This is a genomic window from Bordetella sputigena (genome assembly GCF_965137885.1).
GTDB classification, from domain to species: Bacteria; Pseudomonadota; Gammaproteobacteria; order Burkholderiales; family Burkholderiaceae_B; genus Bordetella_C; species Bordetella_C sputigena.
Genome location: NZ_CBCSCA010000003.1, coordinates 163,490 through 175,970, shown reverse-complemented (window position 1 = coordinate 175,970; position 12,481 = coordinate 163,490). Strand labels below are relative to the sequence as shown.

Sequence of the window (12,481 nt, the reverse complement as noted above, 5' to 3'; positions counted from 1 at the left end):
CGGCATTGTAGAGCCATCCGCCCGTGGCGTGGCGCGTATCAGCGCGGCGCGGCGTCTTGCGCGGGCGGGCTTTGCCAGTGGCCGTCGATCAGCAACTGCGAAGGCCGGAAGCCCGCCTTGTAGGCCATTTTGCGGCTGGCGGCGATCCAGTAGCCCAGGTACAGCCAGGGCAGATCCAGCACGCGGCACTGGTCGATCTGCCACAGGATGCTATAGGTACCCAGGCTGCCGGGGATTTCCGGATCGTAGAAGGTGTAGACCGACGACAAGCCTTCGTCCAGCACATCGATGATGGAAACCATCGCCAGGGTACCGTCCGGGGTGCGGAACTCGACCAGCCGGGTGTTGACGCGGCTGGTCAGCAGGAACTGCGCGTATTGCGTGCGGCTGTCTTCGTCCATGCCGCCGCCGGGATGGCGGCCTTGCTGGTAGCGGGTGTACAGGTCGTAATGTTCCGGAGACCAGGCCAGCTCCGCCACGAAGGGACGCAGGTCGCCGTGACGTTTCCATGCGCGGCGCTGGGAGCGGCTGGGCGTGAAGCCCTTCGCGTCGACGCGCACCGGAATACACGCCTGGCAGCCGTCGCAGTGCGGCCTGTAAGTGAACAGTCCGCTGCGGCGAAAGCCTTGCTCCACCAGTTGCGAATACGTGCCGGCATGGATCAGGTGGCCGGGGGCGGCCACTTGCGAGCGCGCCTGACGCCCTGGCAGATAACTGCAAGGGTAGGGGGCCGTGGCATAGAACTGTAGGGTAGAAAAAGGGAGTTCTTTTAGCTGGCTCATGCGCGCCCGCCGGCCGGTGTGAGGCCCGGCGGCGGTGCGGACATGATAACGCCTACGACGCTAGCGCGCGCCATCGCCTTGCGCCGCCGGCAACGGCAGCAGGCGGCCCTGGGTGTCGAGCCGGCCAGGACGCCATGGCGGCGCGGGGCGCGCCACCAGTTCGGCCACCCGGGCGACGAATTGCGCGCGCGGGAGCGGCCGCGCGCCCAGGCTGGCGAGATGGCGGGTTTGCTGCTGGCAGTCTATCCAGGGCACGCCGTGAGCGGACAGGAAGCGCACCAGATGCGCCAGGGCGATCTTGGACCCGTCGGTCACGCGTGTGAACATCGATTCGCCGAAGAACATCGCGCCCAGGCTGATGCCGTACAGTCCCGCGCACAGTCGGCCGTCGATCCAGGTTTCCACACTGTGGGCGGCGCCGGCACGGTGCCAGTCCGTATAGACTTCGCGCATTTCGGGCGTGATCCAGGTGCCGGACAAGGGGTCGCGCGGTGCCGCGCAAGCTTCCAGCACCTGCTCGAACGCGGTGTCCACGCGCACCTGGACGCGCGGATCAGGCTGCTGTTCGTCGCGCGCCAGGCGGCGCAGCAGCTTGGCCATCGAATGCGACACCGCGAAGTCCGCGCAGGCCAGCACCATGCGCGGATCCGGCGACCACCACAGCACCGGTTCGCCTGCCGAATACCAGGGGAAAATGCCGCGGCAATAGGCTTCGGTCAGGCGCTCCACCGACAGGTCGGCGCCGGCCGCGAGCAGGCCGTCGGGCTCGCTCATCGCGCACTCAACCGGCGGCAGCGGCGTGTCGGGATCGACCCAGGGCAGTTTCAATGATGTTCGAGCGAGTAGCGGTGGGTGGTGAAGACGCCGCGCCGACGATCTTCCAGGTAGTGCCGCAACGTCGTGACAACAGTGCGGAACGACAGGTCGTCCCAAGGGATTTCCGCTTCGTCGTAGTAGCGTGCTTCCAGGCTTTCCGGCCCGGGATCCAGCTCGGGCCCCAAGGCCCGCGCCAGATAGTAGATGTGGACCTGGTCCACCTGCGGCACGTCGATGACGGTGAAGAGCTCCCCCAATTCCACCCGGGCGCCCGATTCTTCCAGGGTTTCGCGGGCGGCGCCCTGCGCCGAAGTTTCGCTCAGTTCCATGAAACCGGCCGGCAGCGTCCAGGTGTCGTAGCGCGGTTCGATGGCGCGGCGGCAGAGCAGGATGCGGTTTTCCCATACCGGCACGGTGCCCACCACGACGCGCGGATTCTGGTAGTGGATGGCGCCGCAATGGTCGCAGATGTCGCGTTCGCGGTTGTCGCCCTCGGGCACGCGCCGGTCGACCGGCGATCCGCACTGGCTACAGAATTTGGCGCGGCGCGGCGCCGGGAAGTAGTGTGGGGGCTTTTCACTCATGATGCCGATTCTACCGGCTTGGGTCATCGCCGGGTTCGGGATGGGCGACGAAGCCCATTTCACGCGGCAGTTCATGGCGCGGTATGCGGCGCAGGGGCACGCAAGCTTTCGACGCCGGGTGGCATACCCGCAGCATGGCGCCCTCATTCAGCGCGGCCGCCGCTTCCAGCGCGTCGCTGCCGTCCTCGAGTCGCATCGATTCCATCGTGACGGCAACGTCACGCCCCGCGACCATGCCGGGTCCCACGTCCGTCCGGGCATACAGCCGGTGCGATTCGTCCAGATACCAGGCGCGGACGTCGCGCACGGGCTGGCCGGTATGGGTTTCCAGCATCGAGGCGTCCGCGCCGGTGCGCAGAATGTAGGGCGCCGCGTCCAGGCGGACGTAGACGCGCTGGGGGCCGTTCTGGAAGAACCAGCGGCCCTGATCGTCATGGCCGTAGTTGCGGTCCATGAAGGCGAGGATGGCCGTATTGCCGATGGAGACACCCGGTTCGCCTTTCGCGGCGTCACCCCGCGGATGCAGTTTCCAGCGTCCCTGCGCATCCAGCGAGAGCCAGCCGGCCACGGCGGGGACATTGGGCCAGCGGGCGATGGCTTCCAGCACGGATGCGTCCATGGGGGCTCCTGGTCTTTCCTTATGGTGTCGGCGTCCAGGCCATGCCGGCTTCAGGCAATGGCGACGGCAACAGCGAAATACTGCCGGTCAGCGTTGCCCCCGGGGGCAGGACGAAGGTACCGGTGTGGCGGTCGACCACCGGTAGGGTGCCGCCGGCCGTGGCGGCGGCCTGGCCGCCCGAAGCGCCGGCGTATCGATTGAAGGCATCGGTCATATGGGATACCGGTTCGACGGCCAGATGCGGCTTGCCGGGCGGCGTGAAGATGACCAGATGGCTGAACGTCGAGTCGGCGCGCAGCGTCACCGCGGTGTCGCGTTCCGGCCATGCCACGTATGCGTGGCCATCGAAGTCGCGGAACACGTTGTCGTAGTCCGTGCCCGCCGCCGGCATACCGGTAGCCAGCGACGCCGGGGGCGGCAAGAGGCTTATGGGAAGGTTGGCGCCGTCGTTGACCCACATGTCGCCGACGCCGGCGCGTATCCAGGTTTGCGGCGTGCGCGGGAAATACGGGTGCCAGCCCAGGCCGGCCGGCTGCGGCGTGGCGCCGGTATTGCGCATGGACAGCGTCATGTGCAATCCGTCCGCGTCCAGTTGAAAGCTCTGCCGCGCGGCGTAAGGAAAAGGCCAGGCTGGAGACGCGCTCTCGGGCACGTGGTTCTGCTCCAGCACCATCCGGTCGTCCGTGCGGGAGGCGACGCGCCAGGGGCGCTGCCAGGCCAGACCGTGCATGGGCAATGGCGCGTAATCGACCGTTCGCGGAATGGCGTAAGTCTTGCCGCCGAAAGTCAGTCGCCCGCCGGCGATGCGGTTGGAGTAGGGCAGCAGCGGGTAACAGGCGGTCAGCCTGGCGATGTCGGGCACGCCGTCGCTAGGGCGTAGGATGGGGATGCCACGCCATGTGTAGCGCAGGATGGTGCCGCCCAGGGCCGGGCAGATATCGACGCTGGCGTCGCCGTGTTGCAGCCGCAGTGTGGTGTCGTCCATGACGGGATTATGGCCCATCCCCCTGGCGCTCGATTGCCCGCCTCCGCCCGGCGGGAACAGGTTTTGCAGGTTGCGGGAAGCAGGTGTGCGACGTCATTATGTGCAGGGAGCCCAACCATGAAAAAGACGAGAAAGCATCCGGCGAGAAAACATCCGGCCGTCCTGATCGCGCTCTATATCGCCACGGCCGTGGCGCTTGCCATGGCGCCCTGGGCGGCCTCCAGCGTACAGGCCGCCGACCAGCGTTCGTCCTCCGGCTCGTCGCGTCCATTGATGCCGGGCAACCAGCCGGCTGGAACGGGATTGAACCAGCCGGTGCCCGGCTCAACCATGGGGCCGACCGGGCAGCGGCCCGGCACGCCGGCCCCGGCGGCTGGCACCACGGCGCCGCCCACGTCCAAAGTGCCCTCCGGCGCGCCATCCTCTTCCATGCCGGGGCAGGGCACCGTGAAGGGCAGCAAGGGAGCGCCGGGTTCGGTCGGCGATCCGGCCGGCGGTACGGCGGGTACGCGAGGCAGCAAGAGCAATGTGCTGGGGCATTGACAATCCCCTATGCGTCGCACGGCCGTGACAGTTTCCGTAAGGGAATTTTCCGGGCGTGCGCTGCTGGCGGCTTCCGCGGGGAAGCCGTCTTCTTGACGTGCTTTGGGGCTAAGGTCCGCGGCGACGAAGTGCCGGGAACGAATTCTGGAGGCGCAAGCCGGAATCGAACCGACGTACACGGATTTGCAATCCGCTGCATAACCACTCTGCCATTGCGCCTTGGCTGTTGCCGTGGGCTGTGGTCGCCCATGGCTTAGCTTGCTTTGAGTACTCTTGGGTACTGCTCTTCGGATATTGCCCTTCAATACCGCGGTACCGCAATATCCGTCGCCGGCGTTTGGATCACCGGAGAGAAGCCCGGCATTCTAACATCATCCGTGGCCGGTTTGCAGCGCCGGTTGTCCGGCATGTAATCGCGCCGCCCGCTTGCATAAAATCCGCGCGGAACAGCCGAGGGGATTCCGTGAACGAGATCCGCGCCATTTCGCTTTTCGTCAGGACGGCCACGCTGGGCAGTCTGCGCCAGGCCGCCATCGAGCAGGGCGTGACCCCGCAGGCGGCCAGCCTGGCCGTCACGCAACTGGAAAAGCACCTGGGCATACGGCTATTCCATCGAACGACCCGGCGGATCAGCCTGACCGATGAAGGCCGCCGCTTCCTGGAGTCCGTGCAGTCGCCGCTGGAAGCCTTGAACGAGGCCATGCACAGCGCCCGGCACGCCGATCTGGCCAGCGGGCCATTGCGGGTGACGGCGCCGCGCAGCCTGGGATATTCGGTGCTGTGGCCGCTGTTCGAGGCCTTCGCTCGGACGCACCCGGATGTGCAGTTGGACATACAGTTGGAGGATCGCCTGCAGGACTGGGTGGCCGAGCGCATCGACGTGGGGTTTCGTGCCGGGCAGCAGCCGGACGGACGCATCATCGCGCGGCGGGTGCTGCCCATACAACTGATCGTGTGCGCGTCGCCGGACTATCTGGCGCGGCATGGCGCGCCAGCTGTCATCGACGATCTGGCCGCGCATCGCTGCACCGGGTATTTGCAGCCCAATACGGGCAAGGTGGCGCCCTGGGAATTCCAGGTGGGTGACGAGATCGTTTACCGCGACCTGCAGCCCGCCATGTGCATGAACGATCCCGACCTGGAGACGCGCGCCGTGCTGGCGGGGTTGGGCATAGGGCAGTTGGGAAGCTTCAACGCCGTGCCCTTGATCCGCGCGGGCCAACTGGTACCCCTGTTGCTGCCCCATACGGTGCAGCGCATCGCGATGTACCTGTACTACGCGCGCCGTGCGCAGATGCCGAAACGGGCGCGGCTGTTCATCGACTTCATGACGGAGCGGCTGCTGGCCAGTACGGAGTGGCATCTGGGCGCGGAGGAATTGCGCGCCGGCAAGCCCGCGCGCCTGCGTCGGCAGCGCGCAGGCTGAGATCCGGGCCGGCGCCCCGCAAGCTGTTTACTTGGGAAAGTCCGTCGACGCGGCCAGCTCGCGCCACGCCGCCGTTTCCTGCGTGACGTAGGCATTCTTTGCGGCGATGGCGGCCAGCGTATCGGTGCCGAACGGCATGCGCAGCGGGGGACGCTGGGCGTCGACCAGCTTGAGCATGGCCGTGGCCAGGCGCTTGGGGTCGCCGGGCTGCTGGTGGTTGAGCCGCGCCGCCCGCTCGCGGACCTGGCCGGCGGTTTCGGCGTAGTCGGCGATGACCGTCGGCGACTTCACCAGCGACGTCGCATCCAGAAAATCCGTGCGGAAGTAGCCGGGCTCGACGACAGTGGCGTAGATGCCCAGGGGCGCGAGTTCGTCATGCAGCGCTTCGGTCAGGCCTTCCACCGCGAATTTGGTGGAGCAGTACACGCCGAAGCCCGCAGCGCTGCGGTAACCGCCGATGGACGAGATGTTGATGACGTGGCCGGCCTTCTTTTCGCGCATATAAGGCAGGATGGCGCGCGTCACGTTCAACAGGCCGAAGACGTTGGTGTCGTACATCCGCCGCACGTCGGCGTCGTCGGCTTCTTCGACCGCGCCGAGCAGGCCGAAGCCGGCGTTGTTGATCAGGACGTCGATGCGGCCGAAGCGCGCGATGGCCGCGCTCGCGGCGGCGCGGGCCTGGGTTTCGTCGGTAACGTCGAGCTGGACCGGCAGCACGTTGGGCACCTCGCCGAAACGTTCCGCCAGGGTGGCGATGTTGCGGCCGGCCACCACCACGGCATTGCCGTCGGCCAGGGCCGCGTCGGCGATCAGCGCGCCCAGGCCGCGGGCGGCGCCGGTGATGAACCACACGCGCTTGAAAGAGGAAGAGGATTGGGTCGTCATGGCAATTCTCCAGTAGGCATCGGGATCGTGATTGAAGGGCGCGGCGTGTTATGTGCCTGAAGCTCGGTGCCGCGTTGGATGCCACTGTAGGAGTTGGGCCGTGGCCGGCCTAGCCACGGAACGCTGATTTTATTGACAAGTACAACTTGTCAATCGAACGTCGGTTGACATCCCGCCATTGCCATTGCCGGGTGTTCGCGGCCGCCGATCGACGTCCGCGCCCTTGCAAGCGTGCTGCCAGCTTGCGTCGATTACGATGTCGCGGATGCGCCGCATGGCGGCCAGGAGGCCGCGCCGGCATGGGCGCGTCGCCTGCCCGAATCTGTCGTCCCACACACGGAGAACTTCCCATGATCGGTTTTGAAATCCATGCCCGCCGCCGCGCCGTCGCCGCCGACATCGTCGCCAGGTACGTCGACCTGCCGGTCGCCAACATCAGCGACGTCATGTCGCGCATGACCGCCGGCGGTCCGCGGCTGCGGCCCATGCACGACGGCAGTTTCATGGCCGGCCCGGCCCTGACTGTCCGTACGCGGCCGGGCGACAACCTGATGGTGCACAAGGCGCTGGACCTGGCGGCGCCCGGCGACGTGATCGTGGTCGATGCCGGCGGCGATCTGACCAACGCCATCATCGGTGAGATCATGGTGTCGTACGCCAAATCGCGGAAGCTGGGCGGCATCGTCATCAACGGCTCCATCCGCGATGCCGGCGCGCTGCGGCGTGGCGATTTCCCGGTGTTCGCGGCGGGCGTCACCCATCGCGGTCCATACAAGGATGGCCCGGGCGAAGTGAACTGCACCATCGCGTTGGACGGCATGACCATCGAGCCAGGCGACCTGATCGTCGGCGACGACGACGGCCTGTTGTGCATTCCGTTCGACCAGGTCGATGCCGTCTATGAAGCGGCCAAGGCCAAGCACGCCGCCGAAGAAAAAACCTTCGCCAACATCGCGTCCGGCAAGCACGACACCAGTTGGGTCGATGCCCGCCTGAAGGCCCTGGGCGTCATCAAGTGAGCCATGGCGCTCCGTGGGGTATATGCGGGGCGTTATGGTTGATAATTTAAATTCATTTCAGACTGCATGGCTCCGACCGGATAATTCCGCGAAGACGAAAGACATAACAGCACGGGGATCGGGGCGGCACGGCCGCGCACGCGATCCGTCCGGCGAAAGCCAACCACGGCGCGCAATGCCGTAGGTGGCGGACATAGCAGCCGCGCCATGCGGCCGGCTATATGGAGACAGTCATGGCCATGCTTCGCCGCGCGCGGCTTCGTCGCGCCCAGCTCATTCCGAGATACCGCTCGCGCGCCGCGCTGCTGTCGCCGAGGCGCGCCGCGCCACGGCCGCGGAGTTGATCCCGGGTCCTCCCGACCCTGTCGACATGGCACCGCCCGCGGTGCCGCATCGCCACGCCGCTATCTGAACGCCATGTGCCTCGGGCGCCCATCCATGGGCGTCGAGCGCGATGGCTACGTGCGTCCGTTGCCGCCACGCCGGGCGCGGCCCTCTACATCGAGACACCTACAGGACCATGCGCATGCAGCTTGCCAAACACTACATAGACGGGACGTGGACCGAATCCATCGCCGGGCGGGACCGGCAGGGCCTGTCCGGAAATCCGGCGACGTCGGAGCCGGCGGCGCGCTACGTCGACGGCGGCGCCGAAGACGCCCAGGCCGCCATCGCCGCGGCGCGGCGCGCTTTCGAACAGACCACCTGGCGCCGGTCGCCACGGCTGCGCGCCGACGTGCTGTGGGACTTCGCCATGCGCCTGGACGCCCGCAAGGATGAAATCGCGGACTGGCTGGTGACGCTGAACGGCAAACTGCGGCGCGAAGCGATGGGCGAAATCCTGGCGGGTGTATCCGAACTCAAGTACTACGCAGGCCTGGCGCGCAATGTGTTCGGCCGCATCATCGAAGTGGAGCCGGGCTGCCATGCCTCCTTGCGGCGCGAGCCCGCGGGCGTGGCGGCCATCATCCTGCCGTGGAATGCGCCCATCACGCTGCTGGTGCGGTCGCTGGCGCCGGCGCTGGCGGCCGGCTGCTCCGCGGTCATCAAGCCGGCGTTCCAGACCGCGCTGGCTCACAACCTCGCGCTGGAATGCCTGACCGTGGATGCGCGCGTGCCCGCGGGCATCGTCAATTCCGTGATCGAAAGCGGATCGGCGGTCGCCGAGGCGTTGTGCGCGTCGCCGGAGGTGGACGTGGTCAGCTTTACCGGATCCACCGCCGTGGGCAAGAAAATCGCCGCCGCCGCGGCGGGCAAGCTCAAGCGGCTGTCGCTGGAGCTGGGCGGCAAGGCCCCCGCCCTGGTGTTCGCGGATGGCGCTTCCGATGCCACCGTCCAGGGGATTACCGCGGGCAGCCTGATACTCGCCGGCCAGCAATGCACGGCCATCAGCCGCGTGCTGGTGCAGGACAGCATTTATGCCGACTTCACCCGTCGCCTGGCGGAAGCCTTTCGTGCGGTACGGGTGGGCCCGGGCAGCGATCCCCGATCGCAGATGGGCAGTCTGATCGATGTCGCCAACCGCGACCGCGTCGCGGCGCTCGTGGCGCGCGCCGGCGATGCCGGCGAAGTCCTGGTCCACGGCGAAATCCCTGGCGGCGCGCTGGGCAAGGGCGCTTTCCTGGCGCCCAGCCTGGTCGCCATCGATGACCTGGAATCGGAGTACGTGCAGCGCGAGCTGTTCGGCCCGCTGCTGGTGGTCGAACGCTTCAGCGACGAAGAAGACGCCATCCGCCGCGCCAATGCCACGCGCTACAGCCTGGCGTCCAGCGTGTGGACGGCCGACGCCATGCGCGGCGAGCGCGTGGCCGCCAGGCTGCGCTTCGGCACCGTCTGGGCCAATACCCACAACCGCCTGTTCGCCGAAGCGGAAACAGGCGGCCATGCCGACAGCGGTTATGGCCGCCTGCATGGGGTGGAAGGCTTGAACGATTTTCTCGAAACCAAGCATTACTACTTCGAGACGGGCGCCTGAGCCACGACAGCCACAACGACACGACCACAACGAAAACAACCACAGCGGAGACGACATGGACACGCAGCAAACCGCTTCCAGCGCGGAAATCCGGCGCACGACGGCGCACTATTTCCTGGAAGGCCTGGCCGATACGGGCGTCGAATATATTTTCTCGAACCTGGGCACCGACCATGTGACGCTGATCGAAGAGCTGGCCCGCTGGCAGCGCGAAGGCCGGCGCGCGCCAGCCACCGTGCTGTGCCCGCACGAAAACGTCGCGATGCATATGGCGGCCGGCTATGCGGCCATGACGGGGCGCGGACAGGCGGTCATGGTGCACGTGGATGCCGGCACCGCCAACGCCGCCATGGGCATGCACAACATGTTCCGCAGCCGCCTGCCCGTCATGCTGATGGCCGGCAAGGCGCCCTATACGCTGCGGGGCGAGCTGCCGGCCTCGCGCGACAACTATGTGCATTTCGTGCAGGATCCTTTCGATATCGGCAGCCTGGTGCGGCCCTACGTCAAATGGGAGTACACGCTGCCGTCCGGCGTGGTGGCGAAGGAAGCGCTGCGCCGCGCCCATACGATGATGCAAAGCGATCCGCCGGGCCCGGTCTATATGACGCTGCCGCGCGAAACGCTGGCCGAGTCCTGGCCGGAGACGAAGATGCCGGCCTTCCCGGCCGATCGTTATGGCGCGGTGGCGCGCGGCGGCATCGACGCCGAACAGGCCGAGGCGATCGCGCGTGAATTGATCGCCGCGCAATCGCCCATCGCCGTGACCGCCTACCTGGGCCGCAATCCCGCGGCGGTCGCGGCCTTGACCCGGCTGGCCGACCGTTGCGGCATGCGGGTCTATGAGTTCATGCCGACCTACATGAGCGTGCCGCGCGACGCGGCCTGCTTCGGCGGGTTCGATCCCAAGGCCGGGCTGGCGGCGGCGGACTTCGGCATGCTGCTGGACGTCGACGTTCCATGGCTGCCGGCCTTCGCCGAGGCAAACCCGCGCACCGCGTGGACCCACATCGACGTGGATGCGGTCAAGCAGGACTTTCCGATGTGGGGCTTCGCCACGCACCGGCGCCTGCAGGCCGATTGCGGACGCGCCCTGGAGCAGGTGCTGGCGGCGGTCGAGCGGCTGGCGACGGCAGAATTCGATGCACGCGCGCGGCAGCGCCGCGACGGCTGGGCGGCGGACAACGAGCGGCGCAACGCCACGCTGGCGCGCGCCGCATCACAGCCGGGCTCGTCGCGCGCGCTGTCCGCGCAGTATGTCTGCGCCGCAGTCGGCCGCGCCATCGCGCGCGACGATGTGGTCGTCAATGAGGCGATCCGCAATTCGCCCGCGGTGCTGGGACAAATTCCGCGCAGCCAGCCCCTGACCTTGCTTGGGTGTTCGGGCGGCGGCCTGGGCTATAGCGGCGGCATGGCGCTGGGCGTGAAGCTGGCGCGCCCGGATGCCCGCGTGGTGCAGATCGTCGGCGATGGCGGCTTCCATTTCTCCACGCCGACATCGGTCTACGCCGTCGCGCAGCAATATCGCTTGCCTATCTTCACGGTGGTGCTGGACAACGGCGGCTGGCAGGCCGTCAAGGAAGCCGTGCTGCGCGTGTATCCCGACGGCGAGGCGGCCGGCGTGGACAACTTCCAGGCCCGGCTGGCCGACCACGGCGAGCGCCGCTTCGACCAGGTGGCGGCGGCCTTCGGGGCGCATGGCGAGTACGTCACCGAGCCCGAACAGCTGGAGGCCGCGATCGCGCGCTGCCTGGCCGCCGTGGACGCGGGCCAGGCCGCGGTCATGCACGTGCGCATCGCGGCGCTGTAAAGGAGCGGCGATGCGACGCATATTGATCGTGGGTTGCGGCGCCATGGGCGGCATCTTCGCCGCCCATCTCGCCAAGGTCGCGGACGTCACCGCCCTGGACGTCAACGCGGAACATGTCCGGGCGATACGCGCGGACGGCCTGCGCGTGGAAGGCCCCGAATCGCGTACCGTCCCGCTGCGCGCCGTGGCGTCGGCCGACGAGATCGCCGGCGAGTCCTTCGATGCCTTGATCTTCCTGACCAAGTCGGGCCAGACCGGCGCCGCGTGGTCGGCGCTGCGGCGGGTCCTGGCCGGCGCGCCGCTGCTGCTCACGCTGCAGAACGGCATGGGCAATAGCGAAACCCTGCGGGACGGTGGCGATGCGCCGGTGGCGCGCGGCGTCACGCTGGACGCGGGCCGCTATCTGGGCCCCGGCCGCGTCCAGCACCTGATCCACGGCAATACGACCTGGATCGGCCCCGTGCGCGGCACCTTGGACGATTGCGCATGGCTGGCACGGTTGCTGAGCGAGGCCGGCATGCCGGCGCAGGCGATCACCGACCCCATGGATGCGGTCTGGTCCAAGTTCGTGTTCAACGCGGTAATGAATCCCGTCGGCGCCCTGCTGCTGGGCGTCAACCGCGCGCGTTATGAAACGCCCGAGGTGCGCGACCTGATCGACGATCTGGCGCGCGAATGCACCAATGTGGTTGCCGCGCTGGGCGGCCGGCTGGCCTTCGACCCCATGCAGCTGGTCAAGCAGACGCGCGCGGGCGAGCGGCCGATTACTCGTCATGCGGGCTCCATGGCGCTGGACATCGCGCGTGGCGTCGCGACTGAAATCGACGAGCTGACCGGCTTTGTCGTGCGCGAGGGTGATCGCCTGGGCGTGGACGTGACGGCATGCCGTACCGTCTATCGCCTGGTCAAGGGCCTGGAGCTGGCGCGCAGGATCCAGCTGGAGGAGGGCGCGCCACCGGCTTAGCCTTCTTCCGATCCCGATCCCGATCCCGATCCGTCCGCCAGCTCGCGACCTCGGCCGGGCCGACGCGAGACGC

12 protein-coding genes and 1 tRNA gene are annotated in these 12,481 nt (G+C 67.7%); 6 read left to right on the top strand and 7 right to left on the bottom strand.

Features of this window, described 5'->3' with window-relative positions; all coding sequences use genetic code 11:
• Nucleotides 1-38: 38 nt before the first annotated feature.
• Genes ACNA0R_RS06730 through ACNA0R_RS06710 form a run of 5 tightly spaced genes read right to left on the bottom strand, consistent with a single transcriptional unit; the run spans nt 39 to nt 3,786 of the window.
• Nucleotides 39-782, bottom strand: a complete 744-nt coding sequence (locus ACNA0R_RS06730) for an arginyltransferase (protein ID WP_415825180.1) — start codon at nt 780-782, stop codon at nt 39-41.
• 60 nt (nt 783-842) lie between these two features.
• Complete coding sequence (gene aat / locus ACNA0R_RS06725; protein WP_415825179.1) at nt 843-1,610, bottom strand: leucyl/phenylalanyl-tRNA--protein transferase; 768 nt, start codon at nt 1,608-1,610, stop codon at nt 843-845.
• Nucleotides 1,607-2,182, bottom strand: coding sequence for an NUDIX hydrolase (locus ACNA0R_RS06720; protein ID WP_415825178.1), 576 nt, complete (start codon nt 2,180-2,182; stop codon nt 1,607-1,609). Before ACNA0R_RS06720 ends, aat begins: the two co-directional genes overlap by 4 nt.
• A 10-nt stretch (nt 2,183-2,192) precedes the next feature.
• A complete protein-coding gene (locus ACNA0R_RS06715; protein WP_415825177.1) occupies nt 2,193-2,801 on the bottom strand; it encodes a DUF2946 family protein in 609 nt (202 codons plus the stop codon).
• A 19-nt stretch (nt 2,802-2,820) separates the two neighbouring features.
• Complete coding sequence (locus ACNA0R_RS06710) at nt 2,821-3,786, bottom strand: aldose 1-epimerase (protein WP_415825176.1); 966 nt, start codon at nt 3,784-3,786, stop codon at nt 2,821-2,823.
• A gap of 117 nt (nt 3,787-3,903) precedes the next feature.
• On the opposite strand from ACNA0R_RS06710, the gene ACNA0R_RS06705 reads away from it, so the two are divergent.
• Complete coding sequence (locus ACNA0R_RS06705; RefSeq protein ID WP_415825175.1) at nt 3,904-4,329, top strand: hypothetical protein; 426 nt, start codon at nt 3,904-3,906, stop codon at nt 4,327-4,329.
• Nucleotides 4,330-4,474: 145 nt separating this feature from the next.
• On the opposite strand, the gene ACNA0R_RS06700 is transcribed toward ACNA0R_RS06705, so the two are convergent.
• Nucleotides 4,475-4,548, bottom strand: a tRNA-Cys gene (locus ACNA0R_RS06700).
• A gap of 244 nt (nt 4,549-4,792) precedes the next feature.
• On the opposite strand from ACNA0R_RS06700, the gene ACNA0R_RS06695 reads away from it, so the two are divergent.
• Nucleotides 4,793-5,755 carry a LysR family transcriptional regulator gene (locus ACNA0R_RS06695; protein ID WP_415825174.1) on the top strand — a complete coding sequence of 321 codons (963 nt, stop codon included), beginning with the start codon at nt 4,793-4,795 and terminating at the stop codon, nt 5,753-5,755.
• 27 nt (nt 5,756-5,782) lie between these two features.
• On the opposite strand, the gene ACNA0R_RS06690 is transcribed toward ACNA0R_RS06695, so the two are convergent.
• Nucleotides 5,783-6,640 carry an oxidoreductase gene (locus tag ACNA0R_RS06690; protein ID WP_415825173.1) on the bottom strand — a complete coding sequence of 286 codons (858 nt, stop codon included), beginning with the start codon at nt 6,638-6,640 and terminating at the stop codon, nt 5,783-5,785.
• A 350-nt stretch (nt 6,641-6,990) separates the two neighbouring features.
• On the opposite strand from ACNA0R_RS06690, the gene ACNA0R_RS06685 reads away from it, so the two are divergent.
• The 4 genes from ACNA0R_RS06685 (at nt 6,991) to ACNA0R_RS06670 (ending at nt 12,408) form a co-directional block, all read left to right on the top strand.
• Entirely contained in the window at nt 6,991-7,659 is a 669-nt protein-coding gene (locus ACNA0R_RS06685) for an RraA family protein (protein ID WP_415825172.1), read from the top strand.
• 526 nt (nt 7,660-8,185) lie between these two features.
• Nucleotides 8,186-9,634: an aldehyde dehydrogenase family protein gene (locus ACNA0R_RS06680; protein ID WP_415825171.1), complete on the top strand. Its 1,449-nt coding sequence runs from the start codon at nt 8,186-8,188 to the stop codon at nt 9,632-9,634.
• Nucleotides 9,635-9,689: 55 nt separating this feature from the next.
• Nucleotides 9,690-11,444 carry a thiamine pyrophosphate-requiring protein gene (locus ACNA0R_RS06675; protein ID WP_415825170.1) on the top strand — a complete coding sequence of 585 codons (1,755 nt, stop codon included), beginning with the start codon at nt 9,690-9,692 and terminating at the stop codon, nt 11,442-11,444.
• 10 nt (nt 11,445-11,454) lie between these two features.
• Nucleotides 11,455-12,408, top strand: a complete 954-nt coding sequence (locus ACNA0R_RS06670) for a ketopantoate reductase family protein (RefSeq protein WP_415825169.1) — start codon at nt 11,455-11,457, stop codon at nt 12,406-12,408.
• Nucleotides 12,409-12,481: the final 73 nt, after the last annotated feature.